Genomic DNA, 20899 nt, shown 5'->3' with positions numbered 1-20899 from the left:
GCGGAGCAAGGACGGTGGTGCGGATGACCGCCACCGTGACCGTACCCAAGGCCGAACCTCGCGGCGCGGCCGGAGAGTCCGCCGACCCCGGCTTCCTGCGGAACCTCATACGGCGGGGCGGAGGACCGAAGACGTTCGCCGTGGCCGCGGCCGTCCTCGTCATCGTGCCGCTGTGCGCCGTCCTGCTGGGCGGCGGGAGCTGGCCCGCCGGGCTGACCGTCGACATCTCGGGTCCGCTCGACGACGCCAACCAGTGGGTCATCGACAACCGGGACACCCATCCCCTCTTCCTGTACTTCCTGCTGCACCTCTCCAACACGGCGACCGAAGCGGTCAACGCCGTCTACCAGGGCCTCGACGCGCTCGGCTGGCTCGGCATGCTGACCGCCGGCGTACTCGTCGCGTGGCGGGCCGGCGGACTCGGACGGCGCGGGGCGCGTCTCGCGCTCACCGCGCTCGCGGTGTTCGCCGTGTGCGGGCTGCTCGGCATGTGGGACGCCACGCTGATCACCCTTGCGCTGATGGTGGTGTCCGTCGCGGCCGCGGCCGTGCTCGGGGCGCTGATCGGCCTCGCGGCCGGGCTGTCCGACCGGTTCGACCGGGCGCTGCGCCCGGTGCTCGACACCATGCAGGTGATGCCGGCGTTCGCCTACCTGCTGCCGTTCGTGCTGGTCTTCGGCACCGGTACGCCCGCCGCGCTGTTCTGTACCGTGATCTACGCCGCACCGCCGATGGCCCGGCTCACCGCGCTCGGGCTGCGCGGTGCCGACCCGTCGGTGTTGGAGGCGTCCACCTCCCTCGGCGCCAGCGGCTGGCAGCGCCTGCGGACCGCGCGGTTCCCGCTCGCCCGCAAGCAGATGCTGCTCGGCCTCAACCAGACGATCATGATGGCCCTGTCGATGGTCGTCATCGCCGCGCTCGTCGGCGCGGGCGGTCTCGGCGAAGAGGTGTACTCGGCCCTGTCGACCACCGACGTCGGCAAGGCGTTCGCCGCGGGCGTCCCGATCGTGCTGATCGCCATCTGGTTGGACCGGACCACCGCCGCGGCGGGTGACCGCATCGGTGATCCCGTCCCCGCGGGCAGCCGGCTGCTCCACGGCCCGCGTGCCTGGGCACTGGTCGCCGCCGCCGTCGCCGTGGCCGCCGCGGTGCGTACCACCAGTTGGCCCGACGCCTGGACGTACGAGATCTCCACCCCGGTCAACAAGGCGCAGGAGTGGGTCACCGCGAACCTGACCTTCACCGAGGACTGGGCGCGGGAGTTCACGCTCTGGATCCTCAACCCGCTGCGGGACGGACTGTTGTGGCTGCCCTGGTGGTCGCTGCTGTTGATCATCGCCGTGGTGACCTGGCTCGTCGGCAACTGGGCCGCGGCGCTCACCGCGACCGCCGCAATGTCCCTCATCGGTGTCCTCGGTGTCTGGTCGAGGTCCTTGAACACGCTCTCCCAGGTGCTGGCCGCGCTGGTGGTCACGTTGGTCCTGGGCATTGCCGTGGGCGTGGTGTGCTCCCGTGCCGGACGGCTGGAGCGTTGGTTGCGCCCGCTGCTCGACGCCATGCAGACCATGCCGCAGTTCGTGTATCTGATCCCGGTCGTCGCGCTGTTCGGCGCCACCCGGACCTCGGCCATCGTCGCCGCCGTGGTGTACGCCTTGCCCGCCGTCATCCGCATCACGACCCAGGGCCTGCGCGAGGTCGACCCGGGCGCGGTCGAGGCGTCCCGTTCGCTCGGTGCCTCCGTGCGTCAGCAACTGCTCGGCGTGCAACTGCCGCTCGCCCGTCCTGCCCTGCAACTCGCCGTGAACCAGGGTGTGGTGCTGGTGCTGGCCGTGGTCGTGGTCGGCGGCCTCGTCGGTGGCGGTGCCCTCGGCTATGACGTCGTCAAGGGCCTCTCCCGGGGCGAGATGGGCCTTGGTATGACGTCCGGTGTCGCCATCGTCTGCCTCGGCCTCGTACTGGACCGGATCACCCAACGGGGCGCCCGCAAGACCGGTTGACCCACCCCCTCCCCCCTCCACCCCCCTTCACCCCTTCCCCACCAGCAAGGAGCCACCATGCGAACCATCCGTACCGCCGTCGCCGTCGCCGGCGCCCTCGGCGTCCTGTCCCTCACCGCGTGCGGTGCCGCCGACACCGGCAAGACCCAGGACGTCGGCGGCGACAAGACCGTCAAACTCACCGTGCCGTCCTGGGTGGGCGCCCAGGCCAACGTGGCCGTGGCCAAGAACATCCTGGAGAAGGAGCTCGGCTACAAGGTCAAGACCCAGCAGATGGGTGAGGTCCTGGCCTGGGACGCCCTGTCCAAGGGAGACATCGACGCGGTCCTCGAGGACTGGGGCCACCCCAAGGAGGAGAAGCAGTACGTCGAGACGAAGAAGTCCGTCGTCAAGGGCGGCGACCTCGGCGTCACGGGGCACATCGGCTGGTTCGTTCCGAAGTACTACGCGGACAAGAACCCCGACATCACCGACTGGAAGAACCTCAACAAGCACGCCGAGGACTTCAGAACCGCGGAGAGCGGGGACAAGGGACAACTGCTGGAAGGCTCGCCCGACTACGTCACCAACGATGACGCGATCATCGGGAACCTGAAGCTGAACCTGAAGACGAAGTACGCTGGCTCCGAGGCCGCCCAGATCACTGCCATGAAGAAGTACGCCAAGGAGGAGAAGCCCTTCCTGACGTACTGGTGGACCCCGCAGTGGCTGAACTCGCAGATCGACATGGTCGAGATCAAGCTGCCCGAGTACAAGGAAGGCTGCGACGCGGACCCGAAGAAGGTCGCCTGCGGCTACCCGCACACTCCGCTGCAGAAGTTCTTCAACGCGGACTTCGCGAAGAACGGAGGCGAGGCGGCCGAGTTCCTGAAGAACTTCAAGTGGTCGACCGAGCAGCAGAACGAGGTCGCCCTGATGATCGCCGACGAGAAGATGTCGCCCGACGCCGCGGCCGAGAAGTGGGTCAAGGCGAACGAGGCCACCTGGAAGGCGTGGCTGCCGAAGAAGTGACCGGCACGGCCCCGGGACACCCCCGTGTTCCCGGGGCCGCCGTCGTACGCCCGTACACGCGAGCGCCCTCGCCGGATCGTCAGCCGGCGGAAGTGCTCGCCGGGCATCGCACGGGATGACGGACCTGACGCCGCTGTGCGTGCCCGGTCCCGTCCGGCAGCAACCGCTCCGCCCGGCGCACCGACGGCTCCCGTGAACGGCCCCGGCGCGCCCGCCCGCCGTCCGGCCGTCCCGCCGTCCGGCCGTCGAGGTCCGGGTCAGGTGCGCAGCGAGGAAGCGAGCGCGCGGACCGCGTCCAGCGTCCGCAGCAGGAGCCCGGGGCCGAACGTGATGCGGGTGGCTCCGAGCCTCCCCCACCCGGCGACGTCCGGGCCGTCCTGCCCCATGCCCACGTTGATCGGTCCGGACACGGCCTCGCGCAGAACGCACAGGGCCTCGGGCGGCGCCCCGATGGGATAGACGCAGTCGGCGCCCGCCGCGACGTACAGCAGGGCCCGCTCGACCGCTGCCACCGGATCGGTCACCCCGCGGAGGAAGGTGTCCACCCGGGCGTTGAGAAACAGCGCACCGCCGGCCTCGGCCCGTACCTCCGCGAGCCAGTCCGCGTGCCGGTGCGGTTCTTTGAGCACCTTTCCGGGACCCGAGTCCTCAAGATTGACCCCGACGGCGCCGGCGTCGAGGGCCCTCCCCACGAGTTCCTTGGGGGAGAGGCCGTAGCCGCCCTCCAGATCCGCGGACACCGGTACGTCCACGGACCGGACGATCCGCGCCACCGCGGCGAACATCTCGTCCGCCGGCGTCGCGCCGTCCGCGTAGCCGAGCGCTGTCGCCACGCCCGCACTGGGTGTGGCGAGGGCCGCGAAGCCGGCTTCCACGAAGACCCGGGCGCTGGCCGCGTCCCACGGACCCGGCAGGACCAGCGGTTCCTCGGGCGCTCGCCCGTGGTGCAGGGCGCGGAAGGTCCCCACTGCGTCGCCCGGTTCGGTGGTCATCCGATGCCTCCAGGTCAGTGGGCGTGCTGCCCGGGTGTGTAGTGGCCGGGGACCATCCGGGTCGTGACGCCGAATCGGTTCCAGGCGTTGATGACCGTGATCGCCGCGATCAACTGTGCGAGCTCGGCTTCCTCGAAGTGCGCGGCGGCCCCCGCGTAGACGTCGTCCGGGACGAATCCGTCCGTGAGTACCGTCATCGCCTCGGTGAGCTCGATCGCCGCGATCTCCTTCGGCGTGTAGTAGTGCTTCGACTCCTCCCACGCGCTCAGTTGGACGATCCGGTCGACCGACTCCCCCGCAGCCAGGGCGTCCTTGGTGTGCATGTCGAGGCAGAAGGCGCAGTGGTTGATCTGCGAGGCGCGTATCTTCACCAGCTCCAGGAGGGCGGGTTCGAGCCCCTGCTTCGCGGCCACCTCCAGCTTGATCATGGCTTTGTAGACCTCGGGCGCGAGCTTCGCCCACTGCAGGCGCGGACTGTGCTCCGGGTGGTTGCCGGCGTTCTCGGTGCTCCGGATCTCTGTCATGAGAAGAACCTACGAGGGGTGTGGCTCAGGGGTATGGTCCACTTCCATGTCTGATGACTGGGCCACTCTCGGGTCGGACCTCCACCTGGAGCTGCGAGGCACCGGGCTGCGCACGGGCCTGATGGACGCCTTGCGGGAGGCGATACGCTCGGGGCGGCTCGCCGCGGGCACCCGACTGCCGTCGTCCCGTACGCTCGCCGCCGACCTCGGGGTGGCCCGCAACACCGTGGCCGACGCCTACGCCGAGCTCGTCGCGGAAGGCTGGCTCACCGCACGGCAGGGCTCGGGCACCCGGGTCGCCCCGCGGGCCACTCCGCGCAAGGTCGCGCGCGCCGCACCGCGCACCAGCCCCGCGCGACGACGGCCCGCGTACAGCCTGCTGGCCGGCTCACCGGACCTCTCGTCGTTCCCGCGCGCGCAGTGGCTCAAAGCCTCCCGTCGCGCGCTGACCGCTGCCCCGCACGAAGCCTTCGGCTACGGCGATCCGCGCGGTCGCACCGAGTTGCGCACGGCGCTCGCCGACTACCTGTCCCGTGCGCGTGGGGTGCACGCCGCCCCGGAACGCATCGTGATCTGCTCCGGATTCGTGCACGGTCTGATGCTGCTCGCCACGGTGCTGTGGCGCAGGAGGGTGCGGGAGGTGGCGGTCGAGGCGTACGGGCTCGACGCGCACCGCAAGCGGCTCGGCGACGCGGGGCTGCGCCTGCCCGCACTCCCCTTCGACGCACTCGGTACCCGGACCGCGGGGCTGGCGGGCCTGAAGGGGGTCGGCGCGGTGCTGCTCACGCCTGCGCACCAGTTCCCCATGGGGGTGGCGCTTCCCTCCGAGCGACGGGCCGCCGCCGTGGACTGGGCGCGCAGCACGGGCGGCCTGGTCCTGGAGGACGACTACGACGGCGAGTTCCGCTACGACCGCCAGCCGATCGGTGCGCTCCAGAACCTCGATCCCGAACGGGTCGCCTACCTGGGCACGGTGAGCAAGTCCCTGGCGCCCGGGCTGCGGCTCGGCTGGATGGTCCTGCCGGAGGACCTGGTGGACGAGGTCGCCGCGGCCAAGGGGGTTTCCGACTGGGCGTCGGGCGCGCTCGACCAGCTGACGCTCGCCGAGTTCATCACCTCCGGGGCCTACGACCGCCATGTGCGCGGCATGCGGCTGCGCTACCGGCGCCGACGCGACCAACTGGTGGAGGCGCTCGCCGAGCGGGCCCCGGACGTCAGGGTCAGCGGCATCGCGGCCGGGATGCACGCGGTGCTCGAACTCCCGGCGGGCACCGAGCACACGGTGGTCCAGGCGGCGGCCTGGCAGGGCCTCGCACTGGAGGGCCTCGGCCGCTACCGCCACCCGGCCACGCCGTCCGGAGCGGACGGCCTCGTCGTCGGCTACGGCACCCCTTCGGACAGCGCGTGGTCGGGTGCGTTGGACGCGCTGTGCCGCGTGCTGCCGTGAGCGGGGCAGCGGCATGGGCGGGGATGCCGGCGCAAGGCCGGAACGTCCGGGTGCGACGACGTGCGCACCCGGGGGATGCCGGGCGCAAGGCCGGAACGTCCGAGTGCGACGACGTGCGCACCCCGGACCGCTGCCCCCCGGACCGTCGTCCGGGTGCCGGCGCTGTACCGGTTGCGACGCCCGCGGCAGACCGGCGCGGTCGGGCGACCGGCGGTCAGCACGCCGGGGCGGTGTTCCGCCGGCGCGGGTCCGCAGGCTTGGCCCCTCGAAGTGCCGCCGGTCCCAAGGCCCCGCTTCGACGGGGGCCACTACCTCGGTCCAGAGCCCTCGGTGGCGCCCTGCGGAGCCGAGGGACCGTGTGCCGCCGGGGGCGGGACCTCACCGAAACGGGCCAGGGCCAGTGCGCCCGCGACCGAGATGACGAAGCCGGCGACCGCGAGCCAGGCGAGACCCTCACGGGGGCGGTCGCCGAGCCAGATCACGCCCACCGCGGCGGGACAGGTGGTCTCGGTGAGGACCAGGCCGGCCGTGGCCGTGGTGACGGAACCGCGGGCGAAGGCGGAAGTGAGCAGCAGGAACGCCGCCGCGCCGCCGAGCAGCAGCGCGTACAGCGCGGGGTTCGTGAAGTCCACCGAGTCCAGTAGCCGCACCGCGACCTCCGGCACGCCGAAGCCGATGCCCGCGCCGAGTCCCAGCACCAGCGCCCGGGAACGGCCGGGTAGCCGACCCGCCGCCAGGCCGATCAGCAGGACGACGACGGAGACGCCGAGCAGCGCCCAGCGCAGCCAGCCGGGTGCGGTCGCGTCCCCCTCCGGGCCCGAGGCGATTCCCAGCATCGCGAGCCCCGCGCACACCACGCCCACGGCCGACCACTCGATCCTGGTCAGCCGTACCGACAGCAGCCGCGTCGCGGCCACCGCGGTCACGGCAAGGCTGGCGGCGAGTGCCGCACCCACCGCGTAGATCGGGATGAGCCGCAGGGCCACGATCTGCAGCCCGAACCCCACGCCGTCCAGCGCCAGCCCCACGAGATAGCGCCACTGCCGCACCGCGCGCACGAGTAGCGCCGTGTCCACCCCCGAGGTGGCCCCCGGATCCGCGACGGCGCGGGCGGCGATGGCCTGGAAGACGGTGGCCATGCCGTAGCAGACCGACGAAGCAACGGCGCAGAGCATCCCGAAGAGCACAAAACGACTCTAGATGGGGAGGGTTCGTGGACTGGGCTTACGGCGGCTCGGGGCGGCCATCTAGTCTGTGCGGCGGTCAGCCGGCTGGCCGGATGTGTTCGTACGAGGAACCGGGGGACCCGAGATGGCACGGCGCAGGCTGAGGTCGAGCACGATCGTGCTGGGTGGAGTGGGGGTGCTCGCGGCGACGCTCACGTCCTGCGCCTCGGAGCCCGATGAGCGCTGTGTCGACCCGGTGACCTACGAGGTGCTCCCCGACTACGAGTGCGCTGACGACGAGGGCGTTGACGGCGACGTCGTTGACGATGATGACGATGACGATGACGACCACGGGCACAGCAACGGGCGCTACTACTACGGCGGCGGCGTCCGCGGCAACGGCAAGGTCTCGGGCGGCAGCTTCGACAAGGCGGCCGTCGACACCGGCGGATTCGGTGGATCCCACCGATCCGGCGGCGGCTGATCGGACGGGGACCAGCACACACCGATGAAACGCCACACCATCGCCCCGCGCCCCGGCTGGCAGCAGATCGTCGAGGAGCAGGGGCTCATCTACCCGCTGACCCGCTACCCCGACGGCTCGCTGCGGCCCTACTGGGACGAGAGCGCCTACTACGAGTTCTCCCTGCCCGAGGTCGAGGCCCTGGAGGAGGCCGTCGAGGAACTGCACGCCATGTGCCTGGCCGCCGCCGCGCACATCGTGGAGCAGGAGCGTTTCGCTGACCTGGGCATCACCGACCGCCGACTGGCCCGCAGGGTCGCCCAGTCCTGGCGCCGGCGCGCCGAACTGCCGTCCCTCTACGGACGGTTCGACCTGCGCTACGACGGCACGGGCCCGGCCAAGCTGCTGGAGTACAACGCGGACACCCCCACCTCGCTGGTCGAGGCCGCCAGCCCCCAGTGGTTCTGGATGGAGGAACGTTTCCCCGGTGCCGACCAGTGGAACTCGCTGCACGAGCGGCTCGTGGACGCCTGGAAGCGGCAGGCCCCGCTGCTGCCGCCGGGTCCGGTGCACTTCGCGCACTCCGACGGCGACGAACTCGGCGAGGACCTGATGACCGTCGCCTACCTCCGCGAGACCGCCCAACAGGCGGGGCTCAGCACCGCGGCACTCTCCGTCGAACGCATCGGCTGGGACCGGTTGTCCGGGAGGTTCGTCGACGACCGGCTGCGCTTCATCCGAAGTTGCTTCAAGCTCTACCCCTGGGAGTGGCTGGCGACCGACCGCTTCGGTCCGCACGTCCTCGACACCCTGGACAACGGCGGCGGCACCGGCACCACGTGCTGGATCGAGCCGGCGTGGAAGATGCTCCTCTCCAACAAAGCCCTGCTCGCGGTGTTGTGGGAGCTCTACCCGGGCCACCCGAACCTGCTGCCCGCCTACCTGGACGGTCCGCGTGACCTCGCCGAGCGCAGCGGTTACGTGGCCAAGCCGCTCCTCGGCCGCGAAGGGGCGGGCATCACCATCCACGAGGCGGGCGCAGCGCCGGTGGTCCGCGAAGAGGCCTGCTGCTACCAGGAGTTCGCACCCCTGCCGGACCTGGGCGGACGCCAGGGCGACGGCTCCGGGGGAGGCAACCGGGTCGTCCTGGGCGCCTGGGTCGTGGAGGACGAGGCCGCGGGCCTCGGGATCAGGGAGTCCTCTGGTCCGGTGACGGACGAGTACGCCCGCTTCGTCCCCCACGTGATCCTGTGAACGGGCGGCGGTCGTGCCCCGGCGTGACAGCCCGGGCACGACCGCACCGTCTCACTCGCCGGCAAGTACCGCCCTCAACTGGTCCAGCCCCCAGTCCAGGTCCTCCTTGCTGATCACCAGCGGCGGGGCGATCCGGATCGTCGACCCGTGGGTGTCCTTGACCAGCACACCGCGTTCCATCAGCTTCTCGGAGATCTCCCGGCCGGTGCCGTGCGAGGGCGTGATGTCGATCCCGGCCCACAAACCGCGCCCGCGCACCGCCTCCACCGCGCCGCCGCCGACCAGCAGCCCGAGCTCGTGGTGCAGGTGTTCGCCGAGCTCGGTCGCCCGCTGCTGGAACTCGCCGGTGCGCAGCATCGCGATGACCTCAAGCGCCACGGCGCAGGCCAACGGGTTACCACCGAAGGTCGAGCCGTGCTCGCCGGGACGGTAGACGCCGAGCACGTCGGACGAGGACACGACCGCCGACACCGGGACGACCCCGCCCCCCAGGGCCTTGCCCAGCACGTACACGTCCGGGACGACGCCCTCGTGCTCGCAGGCGAACGTGCGGCCGGTTCGGCCGAGGCCCGACTGGATCTCGTCCGCGATGAACAGCACGTTCTTCTCGCGGGTCAGCTCCCGCACTCCGGCGAGGTAGCCGGCGGGCGGCACCAGCACACCCGCCTCTCCCTGGATCGGCTCCAGCAGCACGGCCACGGTGTTCGCGCTGACCGCGGCGTCCAGGGCGGTCAGGTCGCCGTACGGGACGATCTCGAAGCCGGGCGTGTACGGGCCGAAGTCGGCCCGGGCCTCGGGGTCGGTGGAGAAACTGACGATCGTCGTCGTACGGCCGTGGAAGTTGTTCGCCGCGACCACGATCTTCGCCTGTCCCGGCGGCACGCCCTTGACCCGGTAGCCCCACTTGCGGGCGGTCTTCAGCGCGGTCTCCACCGCCTCGGCCCCGGTGTTCATGGGCAGCACCATCTCCATGCCGCAGAGTTCGGCGAGCTGCGTGCAGAAGTCGGCGAACCGGTCGTGGTGGAACGCGCGCGAGGTCAGCGTCACCCGCTCGAGCTGGGCCTTGGCGGCCTCGATCAGTCGCCGGTTGCCGTGTCCGAAGTTGAGCGCCGAGTACCCGGCGAGCATGTCGAGGAACCGGCGCCCCTCGACATCCGTCATCCAAGCACCGTCCGCCGAAGCGATGACGACGGGCAGCGGGTGGTAGTTGTGGGCGCTGTGCGCCTCCGCGGAGGCGATCGCTTGCTGCGTTGCAGACACGGGGTCTCCGTTCGTCCTGCGGCGTGGTTCGACGGTCGGCTCCAGGGCCGAGGCCGTGCTCCTTTCTATCGTCGCTCGGCCGCCGCGTGAAGAAACATCCTGACTTCCGAGGGTTCCGCCGCAGGACCTTTCCGCTCCGCCCCCGGAGGCCGGCCGCCGTGCGCCGCCGAGTAGGGTGAGCGCTACGCACGGCGACTGGCGTACGCGGAACGGACCGCGGGGGAGCCGTGTGCGGCAGGACCTACGAGGTGCCGCCCGCCTGGGCACCCCGCTCGTGGGTGCCGTCCGCTCCCCGCCCGTCGGCGGGGATCCCGAGCTGCACCCCGGGACCAGCAGGTCCCGTGCGGGTGCCCGTCGTCTCCGTCCGGCACGGAGTTCCGCGCACCCCCGGGACACCGGCCGATCGCCCCGGAGGACCGCCATGATCCACAACCATCCCGCACTCACCGCCACGGACCCCGAACTCGCTGCCCTCGTCGGTGCCGAGGAGCAGCTGCAGGCCGACACCCTGCGGCTCATCCCCAGCGAGAACTACGTGTCACAGGCGGTGCTCGAAGCCTCCGGCACCGTCCTGCAGAACAAGTACAGCGAGGGTTACCCCGGCCGCCGCTACTACGAGGGTCAGCAGAACATCGACCAGGTCGAGCTGCTCGCCGTGGAACGCGCCAAGGCCCTCTTCGGCGTCGACCACGCCAACGTCCAGCCCTACTCCGGGTCCCCGGCCAACCTCGCCGTGTACCTCGCCTTCGCACAGCCCGGCGACACCGTCATGGGCATGGCCCTCCCGATGGGAGGCCACCTCACCCACGGCTGGGGCGTGTCCGCCACCGGGACCTGGTTCCGCGGCGTCCGGTACGGCGTGCGCCGGGACACCGGGCTCGTCGACTTCGACGAGGTTCGCGAACTGGCCCTCAAGGAGCGGCCGAAGGTCATCTTCTGCGGTGGCACCGCCCTGCCCCGCGCCATCGACTTCGCCGCCTTCGCCGAGATCGCGCAGGAGTGCGGTGCCGTGCTGGTCGCCGATGTCGCCCACATCGCCGGCCTGATCGCGGGTGGTGCGCACCCTTCGCCCGTGCCGCACGCCGACGTGATCTCCACGACCACCCACAAGACGCTGCGCGGTCCCCGGGGCGCGATGCTGATGTGCCGCGCGGAGCACGCCAAGGCCATCGACAAGGCCGTCTTCCCCGGCCTGCAGGGCGGACCGCACAACCAGACCACGGCCGCCATCGCCGTCGCCCTGCGGGAGGCGTCGCGGCCCGCTTTCCGTGACTACGCCCAGGCGGTCGTCGGCAATGCCAAGGCCCTCGCCGAGGCCCTGCTCGCGCGGGGCTTCGACCTGGTCTCCGGTGGTACGGACAACCACCTGATCCTCATGGATCTCACCCCCAAGGACGTTCCCGGCAAGGTGGCGGCGAAGGCCCTGGACCGGGCCGGCGTCGTGGTCAACTACAACACCGTCCCCTACGACCCGCGGAAGCCCTTCGACCCGTCCGGCATCCGTATCGGAACCCCTTCGCTCACCTCGCGCGGCCTCGGCACCGAGCACATGCCGAAGGTCGCCGACTGGATCGACCGCGGCGTCACCGCGGCCCGTACGGGCGACGAGCAGGTCCTCGCCGCCATCCGGAAGGAGGTGGCCGAGCTGATGTCGGCCTTCCCCGCCCCGGGCCTCTCGAGCTGAGACCCGAGGAGCCGGCAGATCGCGGCCCCGTGGTCCGGCAGCCCGCGCGCGGACCGTTCGGTACGTCCGTCCCTCCGCCCAGCACGGTCCTGCCGGGCAGGCGGCGATGTCGGGCCGGAGGGGGCCAACCCGCAGGGTGCGGGCGGGCGACGGACGTCCGTCCGAGCGACCGCGACTGTGTTCCTCGTCTCACCCCCGACGCGCCGGACCGGGGAGCGGCGCAGCAGGCCGCCCCCCGGATCCGCCCGGTGCCCCGCGGGCGCCGGGCGGATCCGGGACACGACCGCCACGGAACGGCCCGGTGGGAACACCCCGGCGCAGGCCACGGCGGTACGCCGGGTACGGGCGGGGGTGAGTCCGGCGGCCGCATCCCCGCCCCTGGCACCTGCCCGCCGTACGTGGGCGATCGCTTCCGGCGCACCGCCCCCGGGTGATCGGTTCCCGTCCTGTCCGCGGCACCTGAGAGAATGATGAACATGGCCTCTGACAGTCCTCGTGTGCTCTCCGGAATCCAGCCCACCGCAGGCTCGTTCCACCTCGGCAACTACCTCGGCGCGGTCCGCCAGTGGGTCGCGTTGCAGGAGACACACGACGCCTTCTACATGGTCGTCGACCTGCACGCGATCACCGTTCCGCAGGACCCGGCCGAGCTGCGTGCCAACACCCGCCTCGCCGCGGCCCAGCTGCTCGCCGCGGGCCTCGACCCGGAGCGCTGCACGCTGTTCGTCCAGAGCCATGTCCCGGAGCACGCCCAGCTCGGCTGGGTGATGAACTGCCTCACCGGCTTCGGCGAGGCCTCGCGCATGACGCAGTTCAAGGACAAGGCCGCCAAGCAGGGCGCCGACCGGGCCACCGTCGGCCTGTTCACGTACCCGATCCTCCAGGTCGCCGACATCCTGCTGTACCAGGCCAACCAGGTCCCGGTCGGCGAGGACCAGCGGCAGCACATCGAGCTGACCCGCGACCTCGCGGAACGCTTCAACAGCCGCTTCGGTGAGACGTTCACCCTCCCCGCGCCGTACATCCTCAAGGAGACGGCGAAGATCTACGACCTGCAGGACCCGCAGATCAAGATGAGCAAGTCGGCCTCCACCCCCAAGGGTCTGGTCAACCTGCTCGACGAGCCGAAGACGACTGCGAAGAAGGTCAAGAGCGCCGTCACGGACACCGACACCGTCATCCGCTTCGACCAGGACGAGAAGCCGGGCGTCAGCAACCTGCTGACGATCTACTCCACCCTCACCGGTACCGGTATCCCGGAACTGGAGCAGAAGTACGAGGGCAAGGGTTACGGTGCGCTGAAGACCGACCTCGCCGAGGTCATGGTGGAATTCGTCACGCCGTTCCGGGCCCGCACCCAGGAGTACCTGGACGACCCGGAGACCCTGGACTCCATCCTGGCCAAGGGCGCGGAGAAGGCGCGGGCGGTCGCCGCCGAGACCCTCGCACAGACCTACGACCGGGTGGGTTTCCTGCCCGCCAAGCACTGAGTCCAAGGACTCTGGCGGGATCACTGCCGCAGCCGTCACACTGGCGGCTGCACGGACCATCGATCTGAGGAGAACGACGTGGGGACCGTAACGCTCGGCGTTTCGATCGCGGTCCCGGAGCCCTTCGGCAGCCTGCTCCAGGAGCGGCGCGCGGGCTTCGGTGATCCCGCCGCCCACGGCATCCCCACGCACGTCACGCTCCTGCCCCCCACGGAGGCCGATGCGTCGGTGTTGCCGGCGGTCGAAGCCCACCTCGTGCGCGTCGCCGCCGCGAGCCGGCCGTTCCCGATGCGACTGTCGGGCACCGGGACGTTCCGCCCGCTGTCACCGGTCGTGTTCGTCAAGGTCGTCGAGGGTGCTGCCGGCTGCACCCAGCTCCAGCAGCGGGTGCGGGACGCGTCGGGCCCCCTCGTGCGGGAGCTGCAGTTCCCGTACCACCCGCACGTCACGGTGGCGCACGGCATCGCCGAGGAGGCGATGGACCGTGCCTTCGAGGAGCTGGCCGGCTACGAGGCGGCGTGGACCTGCGCGTCCTTCGCCTTGTACGAGCAGGGTGCGGACGGCGTGTGGCGCAAGCTCCGGGAGTACGCGTTCGACGGCGGCCAGGCCGCGCCGGGCGTTCCCGCCCAGGGCACTGCGCTCGACGCGCCGGCCCCCACCCACCGCTGATCCGGCGGCCTCACAGCGGGAGGCGGCGGAACAACGGCCGCGGCACGTGTCGCAGGGCCGACATCACCAGCCGTAGTGCCCCCGGCACCCACACCGTCTCCGAGCGCCGCCGCAACCCCCGCTCGATCGCCTCGGCCACCGCCTCCGGCGTGGTGGCCAGGGGAGCCTCCGCGATGCCCGCGGTCATCTTCGTCCGGACGAATCCGGGTCGGACGACCATGACGTGCACGCCCGTGCCGTACAGGGCGTCGCCCAGGCCCTGGGAGAAGGCGTCGAGGCCGGCTTTGCTGGAGCCGTAGATGAAGTTGGCCCGGCGGGCCCTCTCGCCCGCCACCGAGGACAGCACGACGAGAGAGCCGTGGCCTTGGGCCTGGAGGGCACCGGCGCAGATCAGCCCGGAGGACACCGCACCGGTGTAGTTGGTCTGGGCGATCCGGACCGCTGCGAGGGGCCTGGCCTCGTCGTGCGCCTGGTCGCCGAGGACGCCGAAGGCGAGCAGCACCATGTCGATGTCGCCCTCCGCGAAGACCTTGCCGAGCACCTCTTCGTGACCGGCGGGGTCCAGCGCGTCGAAGGGGACGGCGTGCACGACCGCGCCGAGGTCCCGCAGTTCGCCCGCGGCGGTTTCCAACGCGGGGGAGGGCCTGCCGGCGAGCCAGACCGTGCGGGTGCGGCGGGCCACCAGCCGGCGCGCGGTGGCCAACCCGATCTCCGACGCGCCACCGAGGACGAGCAGGGTCTGGGGGGTTCCGAAGGCGTCCTTCATGTGTCTCCTTTCAACGCCTGGGTTCACGGGTTCATCGGGGCGGGGCGACGTGAGTGATCCGTTCCGCTCAGAGCGAGAGGCGGCGGGAGAGGTCCGACACGAACACTCCGCCCGGATCCAGGGCGGCGCGCAGCTCGCGGAAGCGGTCGAGCTGCGGGTACATGGCCGCGAGCATCTCGGGCCGCAGCCGGGAGTCCTTGGCGAGGTACACCCTCCCGCCGGCGGCCGCGACCTCCTCGTCGAGTTCGTCGAGGAAGGCGCCCAGTCCGGGCAGGCCGGCGGGGATGTCCAGCGCCAGCGTCCAACCGGGCATCGGGAACGACAGCCATCCGGGGTCGCCTTGGCCGAAGCGCTTCAGCACGGCCAGGAACGAGGGGCAGCCGTGCCGGGCGATGCGTCCGGCGATCCGGTGCACCGCCTCCTCCTGCCCGTGTCCGACCACGAACTGGTACTGGACGAAGCCGTCCCGCCCGTAGACGCGGTTCCAGTGCGGAACCCCGTCGAGCGGGTGGAAGAACGCGGAGATCTTCTGCAGTTCGCCCACGCGCGACCGGGGTGCCTTGCGGTACCACAGTGCATTGAACGCGGCGACGGAGGCGCGGCCGAGCAGTCCCGTGGGTACGCCGCCGGGGACGGCGGGGAGCTGCCGGGGGCGGAACGTGAGCGGGCGGCGCCTCCCGCGCGGGGGCAGGGCCTCGAGCGGGGCGTGGTCCCCCCGGGTGAGGACCGAACGGCCCGTCGCGCCCCCGCGGGCGAGAAGGTCGACCCAAGCCACCGAGTAGCGGTAGCGGTGGTCGGTCGAGGCGAGTCTGGCCATCAAGTCGTCCAGGTCGGTGGCGCGTGCGGTGTCCACGGACATCAGCGACGTTTCGACGCGGTGCAGTTGGACCGTGGCCGACAGGATCACCCCGGTGAGGCCCATGCCGCCCGTCGTCGCGTCGAAGAGCTCGGTGCCGGGGAGAACGGTGTGCAGCCCGCCGTCGGCAGTGAGTAGTTCCATCGAGAGCACGTGGCGGGAGAAGGTGCCGGAGACGTGGTGGTTCTTGCCGTGAATGTCGGCCCCGATGGCTCCGCCGACCGTCACGTGGCGGGTTCCGGGTGTGACCGGCACGAACCAGCCGAGCGGGAGCAGCACCTCCATCAGCCGGTGCAGACTGACCCCGGCGTCGCACACGACGATGCCCGCCTCCGCGTCGATGCTGCGGATCCGGTCGAGGCCGGTCATGTCCAGGACGGCGCCACCGGCGTTCTGCGCGGCGTCCCCGTACGCCCGACCGAGGCCCCGCGCGATGGAGCCGCGTGCGCCGCAGTGGCGGACCGCCGCAGCGGTCTCCGCGTAGCTGCGCGGGTGCACAAGCAGTGCGGCCGAGGGGGCGGTACGGCCCCAGCCGGTTACCGCCACCGGCAAACCGTCGTCCTCGTCGGTGGTCCCGGGGGCGCCGCCGAGAGCGGACTCATGGGCGTCGGACGGGCGCTGGCGGTGCGTGGCGGAACAGTCGGCGGACATGTAGGTGACGCTATCGCCATGAATGCGGTATTCATCCCTCATGCCCATGGGCGCGCCGGAATGGGTGATTAAAGGAGTGTCATTAAAAATGACCACACATATCGGCCGTCTATTGAGAAGAGTCGCAGCTGGCCCATCGAAAGGGGTGGCAGATGCGATCCGTCAACCAGGTCCACCGGACATGCTGGCAGGACTGGGCGGACCTCGATCGCCGGCTGCTGGCGGTGATGCGCGACTGCGGAAGCCGGCCGCGTGTGGCCGTGGCGGCGCGGGCGCTGTCCCACGGCGGCGAGCACGCCGGGCTGTGGCTCGCCGCGGGCCTCCTGTGCGCGTCGGCCGACCGGGAACGGCGCCGCAGCTGGCTGCGCGGCACCTTCCTGGTCGGCGCAGCCCACCTCGCGAGCGTCGGCGTCAAGCGGGTCGTGCGCAGGCCCCGCCCCCTACTGGAGGACGCCGCGCCGCTCGTCGGCGTCGCGAGCCGGCACTCCTTCCCCAGCTCCCACGCCACCTCCGCCGCGGCGGCCGCCGTGGTCTTCGGAGCACTGCGCCCGGCGGGCCGCCGGCTGGTTCCACCGCTGGCCGCCGCCATGTGCGCGTCCCGATTGATCGTCGGCGTGCACTACCCGACCGACGTCGCCGCGGGAGCGCTCCTCGGCGGGCTCACGGCGGGGCTCGGCACCGCATGGATGCGCGCCGGCGGCGCAGGAAACCGGGGGGGAGGCCGTCGTGTCTGAAGGCGGCACCGCGCTGCTGGAACAGCCAGAACGGCGGCCGGACCCACCGGCGCCCGTCCGGGCCAGGCCCCTCGGCCTGCCCCTGGGGCTGATCAGGACGGCACGACCACGCCAATGGATCAAGAACGTCCTGGTCGCCGCGGCCCCGGCGGCCGCCGGGGAACTGGCCTCACGGCACACCGCCACCCAACTCGCAACCGTCTTCGCCCTGTTCACGGCCGCCGCCTCCGCGGTGTACCTGATCAACGACGCGCGTGACGCGGAGGCCGACCGTGCCCACCCGGTGAAGTGCACCCGCCCGGTGGCCGCCGGGGACGTACCCGTACCCGTCGCCTATGCGGCAGGGGCGCTGCTCGCCGTCGCTGCGACCGCCGCCGCGGCCCTCCTGTGCAACGCGATGACTGCCGCGCTGCTCACTGCGTACCTCGCCATGCAGTTCGCCTACTGCGTCCGGCTCAAGCACGTGCTCGTCCTCGACCTCGCCGTCGTCGCGACGGGCTTCCTGATGCGCGCCATGATCGGCGGAGTGGCGCTGGGCATCCCACTCTCCCGCTGGTTCCTGATCACCACCGGCTTCGGTGCCCTCTTCATGGTGGCCGCCAAGCGCTATTCGGAAGCGGTCCAGATGGCGGGCTCCGACGGCGCCACGCGTGCCCTGCTCGCCTCGTACACCACCGGGTACCTCCGCTTCGTCTGGCAGCTCGCGGCAGGCGTCGCCGTCCTCGGCTACTGCCTGTGGGCGTTGGAGAACGGCCAGGCCGCAGACGGGTCGCTGCTGCCCTGGCGCCAGCTCTCGGTCATCGCGTTCATCCTCGCGGTGCTGCGGTATGCGGTCTTCGCCGACCGGGGGACCGCGGGGGCGCCCGAGGACGTCGTCCTGCGCGACCGGCCGCTCGCCGTCATCGGGCTGATGTGGCTCGCGGTGTACGGATTGGCGGTCGTGCACCTGTGACCGGACGGACCCGGGAGCTGACGTCGTTCTTCCTCGTCGGAGCCTGCGCCTACGCCTCCGATCTGGCGCTGTTCGTGCTGCTGCGCGGTCCGCTCGGCCAGGATCCGCTGCCCGCCAAGGCATTCTCGTTCGTCGCCGGCTGCACCGTCGCGTACGTCGGTAACGCCCTCGGCACGTACCGCAACCGGGGCCACGGGCGTCGCGTCGCATGGCGCCAGTACGCCGTCTTCTCCGGGATCAACGCGGCGGGGGCCCTCGTCCAACTACTCTGCCTCGCCGTCTCGCACTACGTGCTCGGGCTCACCTCGCCCCGCGCCGACGCCGCCGCCGGGCTCGGCGTCGGCATGGTCCTCGCCACCTGCCTGCGCTTCTGGGCGACACGCACGTTCGTGTTCGGATCAGGATTCGCTCGAGAGGGCAGACGTACGTCATGGACTGGCTGACCCGACTCCCCGTCATCGGTCCGCACGTGCGGCGGCTGATGCAGACCCACGCATGGCGGTCGTACGAGCGGCTCGACGAGGCGCGCTGGACCCGTCTCGCAGCCGCGATCACCTTCATCAGCTTCATCGCGCTCTTCCCGCTGATCACGGTCGGGGCCGCCGTCGGCGCCTCCCTTCTCAGCAAGGCACAGCTCGACCAGATCGAAGCCAAGATCTCCGAGCAGGTGCCCGGCATCTCCGAGCAGCTGGACATCGGCGCGCTGGTCGACAACGCCGGCACCGTCGGACTGATCGCCGGTGCGCTGCTGCTGCTCACCGGCATCGGCTGGATCGGCTCGATGAGGGAGTGCCTGCGGGTCGTGTGGGGCCTCGACGACCGTGCCGACGGCAACCCGGTCGTGCGCATCGGCAAGGACGCGCTGATCCTGGTCGGGCTCGGCGCGGCCGTCCTGCTGTCGTTCGTGGCCTCCGCACTCGGTTCTACCGCCATCGGCTGGAGCGTGGACCGGCTCGGCATCGACCGGAACGGCTGGGGCGGGGTGCTGCTGCAGGCCGCCGCCCTGGCCGCCGCCATCCTCGCCGACTTCCTGGTGCTGCTGTACGTCCTGACGCTCCTGCCGGGGGTACAGCCGCCGCGCCGTCGCCTGATCGTCGCCGCGCTGATCGGCGCCGTCGGCTTCGAGCTGTTGAAACTGCTGCTCGGCGGCTACATGCAGAACGTCGCTGGACGGTCGATGTACGGCGCGTTCGGCGTCCCGGTCGCCCTGCTGCTGTGGATCAACTTCACCGCGAAGCTCACGCTCTACTGCGCCGCGTGGACGGCCACGGGCCACGGCGCCGTCACGGAGCGTCGTGCCGGCGCGGAAGACGACGGACCAGATCCGGCAGCGGCCAGCGCCGGTTGACCAGGAACGCTGCCCCCGCCAGCAGGACGAGCACCCCGCCGGTCACGCCCAGTGCGACACCAGCCCCACTGGAACCGTCGTGCGCCGATGCGGACGCCTTGGCCGGCCCCGGCCGGTTCTTCTTCCCGTCTTCGCCGGCCGAGTCGGGATGCTCGGAACCGCTGTTCCCCGTCTGCGCGTTCCGCGGCGCGACCAGCTCGCCGACCGGCTCCACCTTTCCGGCCGCGGCGAAGCCCCAGTCGAGCAGGCGGGCGGCCTCCTTGTAGACCGCGTGGGGCTCTTTCGTCGACGGATTCATGACGGTGACCAGCAGGACCCTGCCGTTCCGCTCCGCGACACCGGTGAACGTCGCTCCCGCATTGGTGGTGTTGCCGTTCTTGACGCCCGCGATGCCCTCGTACGGGGCGACCCCGGACTCGCCGGTGAGCAGCCTGTTGGTGTTCTGGATCTCGAACGTGCCGCGGGGCTTCCCCGGCTTCTGATCGCCGGGGAACGCGGCGCGCGCCGTCGAGCAGTACTCCCGGAAGTCCTTCTTCTGCAGACCGCTCCGGGCGAACAGGGTCAGGTCGTACGCGCTCGACACCTGGCCTGCCTCGTCGTATCCGTCCGGAGTGACCACCTGTGTGTCGAGCGCCTGCAACTCCTCGGCGTGCGTCTGCATCTCCTGCACCGTCTTGCCCACGCCGCCGTTCATCGACGAGAGCACGTGCACCGCGTCGTTGCCCGATCGGAGGAACACCCCGAGCCACAGATCGTGGACGGAGTACGTGAGCTTCTCCTTGACGCCGACGAGGCTGCTGCCCTCGCCGATCCCCGCGAGGTCGTCCCGGGTCACCAGGCGCAGCTGTTCCCTTGGCAGCTTGGGGAGCAAGGTGTCCGCGAACAGCATCTTCAGGGTGGAGGCGGGGGGCAGCCGCCAGTGTGCGTTGTGGGAGGCCAGCACCTCGCCGCTCTCCGCGTCCGAAACGATCCAGGCGCGGCCGGTCAGCTTCGCCGGGAGGACGGGAGCGCCCGGCCCGAGAATGACCTGGGTGCCGGGCTTGCCGAGCCGGGTGCCACCGACCGTGGACATCGCCGCGGGAGGGTTCGGAGCCTTGCGGTCCTGCTTCGCGGACGCCGCCGCGGGCGCGGCGGAGAGCGCGGGCAGCAGCGCGGCGGCGGTGACCGTCAGGGCGGCCTTCTTCACAGCAGACACGGACGAGAACGTACATGGCGTCGACGCGGATCCCGACACCGGCCACAGGACCCGCCGCGAACGCCGCCGGGACAGCCCATCGACCGGCCCACGGACCGCTCGGGGGCCGCGCCCCGGACCCCGCCACACCCGCGAGGGGGAGAGCGGTGATACTGAGTCCATGAAGCTCAGCCGCCCCGTCTCCTGGTTCCTGCTCGCCTTCGGGGTGTGGAGCTGGTTCATCTGGATCACTTTCGTCAAGAACCTGTGGAAGGACGGCAGCGGGCTCGCTTTCGACGACGCGGGTGAACCCACCGGGTACTTCTGGGTGCACCTGCTGCTCGCCGTCACGTCCTTTCTCCTGGGGACGGCCGTCGGAGTCATCGGGTTGCGTGGCGTCCGCGCACTGCGCCGCGAGCGACAGCAGTCGTCCGGCCAACTGCCGGACTGAGGAGGGAACG

At 71.4% G+C, this 20899-nt stretch carries 20 protein-coding genes and 1 riboswitch; of the genes, 13 read left to right on the top strand and 7 right to left on the bottom strand.

What is annotated here, in order from left to right:
• Positions 1 to 23 precede the first annotated feature (23 nt).
• Both ACFXOM_RS02380 and ACFXOM_RS02375 read left to right on the top strand, forming a co-directional pair.
• Positions 24 to 1997 carry an ABC transporter permease gene (locus ACFXOM_RS02380; protein ID WP_384939152.1) on the top strand — a complete coding sequence of 658 codons (1974 nt, stop codon included), beginning with the start codon at positions 24 to 26 and terminating at the stop codon, positions 1995 to 1997.
• A gap of 57 nt (positions 1998 to 2054) precedes the next feature.
• Positions 2055 to 3008, top strand: a complete 954-nt coding sequence (locus ACFXOM_RS02375; protein ID WP_384939150.1) for an ABC transporter substrate-binding protein — start codon at positions 2055 to 2057, stop codon at positions 3006 to 3008.
• 257 nt (positions 3009 to 3265) lie between these two features.
• Here the strand turns inward: ACFXOM_RS02375 and ACFXOM_RS02370 are convergent, their stop codons facing one another.
• Both ACFXOM_RS02370 and ACFXOM_RS02365 read right to left on the bottom strand, forming a co-directional pair.
• Complete coding sequence (locus ACFXOM_RS02370; RefSeq protein ID WP_384939148.1) at positions 3266 to 4000, bottom strand: isocitrate lyase/phosphoenolpyruvate mutase family protein; 735 nt, start codon at positions 3998 to 4000, stop codon at positions 3266 to 3268.
• Positions 4001 to 4014: 14 nt separating this feature from the next.
• On the bottom strand, positions 4015 to 4524 hold the full coding sequence (locus tag ACFXOM_RS02365) for a carboxymuconolactone decarboxylase family protein (protein ID WP_384939146.1): 510 nt from the start codon (positions 4522 to 4524) through the stop codon (positions 4015 to 4017).
• Between the two features lie 46 nt (positions 4525 to 4570).
• Between ACFXOM_RS02365 and ACFXOM_RS02360 the strand changes: the two genes are divergently transcribed.
• Positions 4571 to 5971 (top strand): PLP-dependent aminotransferase family protein, encoded by a 1401-nt coding sequence (locus ACFXOM_RS02360; protein WP_384943799.1) that lies wholly within the window; start codon positions 4571 to 4573, stop codon positions 5969 to 5971.
• A gap of 308 nt (positions 5972 to 6279) precedes the next feature.
• Here ACFXOM_RS02360 and ACFXOM_RS02355 read toward each other — a convergent pair whose 3' ends face one another.
• The gene (locus ACFXOM_RS02355; protein WP_384939269.1) at positions 6280 to 7146 is read right to left on the bottom strand and encodes a hypothetical protein; all 867 of its coding nucleotides are present in this window, start codon (positions 7144 to 7146) and stop codon (positions 6280 to 6282) included.
• Positions 7147 to 7282: 136 nt separating this feature from the next.
• Between ACFXOM_RS02355 and ACFXOM_RS02350 the strand changes: the two genes are divergently transcribed.
• Together ACFXOM_RS02350 and ACFXOM_RS02345 are read left to right on the top strand one after the other, a co-directional pair.
• Positions 7283 to 7621: a hypothetical protein gene (locus ACFXOM_RS02350; protein WP_385036769.1), complete on the top strand. Its 339-nt coding sequence runs from the start codon at positions 7283 to 7285 to the stop codon at positions 7619 to 7621.
• A 24-nt stretch (positions 7622 to 7645) separates the two neighbouring features.
• Complete coding sequence (locus ACFXOM_RS02345) at positions 7646 to 8854, top strand: glutathionylspermidine synthase family protein (RefSeq protein ID WP_385036767.1); 1209 nt, start codon at positions 7646 to 7648, stop codon at positions 8852 to 8854.
• A 51-nt stretch (positions 8855 to 8905) separates the two neighbouring features.
• Here the strand turns inward: ACFXOM_RS02345 and rocD are convergent, their stop codons facing one another.
• Entirely contained in the window at positions 8906 to 10114 is a 1209-nt protein-coding gene (gene rocD / locus ACFXOM_RS02340) for an ornithine--oxo-acid transaminase (RefSeq protein WP_384943797.1), read from the bottom strand.
• Positions 10115 to 10295: 181 nt separating this feature from the next.
• Positions 10296 to 10386, top strand: a riboswitch (ZMP/ZTP riboswitch).
• A 149-nt stretch (positions 10387 to 10535) separates the two neighbouring features.
• On the opposite strand from rocD, the gene glyA reads away from it, so the two are divergent.
• From glyA to ACFXOM_RS02325, 3 genes are all read left to right on the top strand, one after another.
• A complete protein-coding gene (glyA, locus tag ACFXOM_RS02335) occupies positions 10536 to 11798 on the top strand; it encodes a serine hydroxymethyltransferase (RefSeq protein WP_384939138.1) in 1263 nt (420 codons plus the stop codon).
• A gap of 476 nt (positions 11799 to 12274) precedes the next feature.
• Positions 12275 to 13288, top strand: coding sequence for a tryptophan--tRNA ligase (trpS, locus tag ACFXOM_RS02330; protein ID WP_384939136.1), 1014 nt, complete (start codon positions 12275 to 12277; stop codon positions 13286 to 13288).
• Between the two features lie 78 nt (positions 13289 to 13366).
• Complete coding sequence (locus ACFXOM_RS02325) at positions 13367 to 13957, top strand: 2'-5' RNA ligase family protein (protein ID WP_384939134.1); 591 nt, start codon at positions 13367 to 13369, stop codon at positions 13955 to 13957.
• Positions 13958 to 13967: 10 nt separating this feature from the next.
• On the opposite strand, the gene ACFXOM_RS02320 is transcribed toward ACFXOM_RS02325, so the two are convergent.
• Complete coding sequence (locus ACFXOM_RS02320; RefSeq protein WP_384939133.1) at positions 13968 to 14723, bottom strand: decaprenylphospho-beta-D-erythro-pentofuranosid-2-ulose 2-reductase; 756 nt, start codon at positions 14721 to 14723, stop codon at positions 13968 to 13970.
• A 67-nt stretch (positions 14724 to 14790) separates the two neighbouring features.
• A complete protein-coding gene (locus ACFXOM_RS02315) occupies positions 14791 to 16230 on the bottom strand; it encodes an FAD-binding oxidoreductase (RefSeq protein ID WP_385036765.1) in 1440 nt (479 codons plus the stop codon).
• 152 nt (positions 16231 to 16382) lie between these two features.
• On the opposite strand from ACFXOM_RS02315, the gene ACFXOM_RS02310 reads away from it, so the two are divergent.
• The 4 genes from ACFXOM_RS02310 to ACFXOM_RS02295 are packed head-to-tail and all read left to right on the top strand — an operon-like array spanning position 16383 to position 19264.
• Positions 16383 to 16964, top strand: a complete 582-nt coding sequence (locus ACFXOM_RS02310) for a phosphatase PAP2 family protein (protein ID WP_384939129.1) — start codon at positions 16383 to 16385, stop codon at positions 16962 to 16964.
• Complete coding sequence (locus ACFXOM_RS02305; RefSeq protein ID WP_384939127.1) at positions 16957 to 17916, top strand: decaprenyl-phosphate phosphoribosyltransferase; 960 nt, start codon at positions 16957 to 16959, stop codon at positions 17914 to 17916. Before ACFXOM_RS02310 ends, ACFXOM_RS02305 begins: the two co-directional genes overlap by 8 nt.
• Entirely contained in the window at positions 17913 to 18359 is a 447-nt protein-coding gene (locus tag ACFXOM_RS02300; protein WP_384939125.1) for a GtrA family protein, read from the top strand. Before ACFXOM_RS02305 ends, ACFXOM_RS02300 begins: the two co-directional genes overlap by 4 nt.
• The gene (locus tag ACFXOM_RS02295; RefSeq protein ID WP_384939123.1) at positions 18347 to 19264 is read left to right on the top strand and encodes a YihY/virulence factor BrkB family protein; all 918 of its coding nucleotides are present in this window, start codon (positions 18347 to 18349) and stop codon (positions 19262 to 19264) included. The genes ACFXOM_RS02300 and ACFXOM_RS02295 overlap by 13 nt, the downstream gene beginning before the upstream one ends.
• Here ACFXOM_RS02295 and ACFXOM_RS02290 read toward each other — a convergent pair.
• Entirely contained in the window at positions 19200 to 20459 is a 1260-nt protein-coding gene (locus tag ACFXOM_RS02290) for a D-alanyl-D-alanine carboxypeptidase family protein (protein WP_384939121.1), read from the bottom strand. The two genes, ACFXOM_RS02295 and ACFXOM_RS02290, sit on opposite strands and share 65 nt — an antisense overlap.
• Positions 20460 to 20619: 160 nt before the next feature.
• Here ACFXOM_RS02290 and ACFXOM_RS02285 point away from each other — a divergent pair, with 160 nt between their 5' ends.
• A complete protein-coding gene (locus ACFXOM_RS02285) occupies positions 20620 to 20889 on the top strand; it encodes an SCO4848 family membrane protein (RefSeq protein WP_384939120.1) in 270 nt (89 codons plus the stop codon).
• The last annotated feature ends 10 nt before the right edge of the window (positions 20890 to 20899 follow it).

This window comes from Streptomyces sp. NPDC059169, assembly GCF_042755225.1.
Taxonomy (GTDB): Bacteria; Actinomycetota; Actinomycetes; order Streptomycetales; family Streptomycetaceae; genus Streptomyces.
This window is presented reverse-complemented; position numbering and strand designations above follow the sequence as displayed.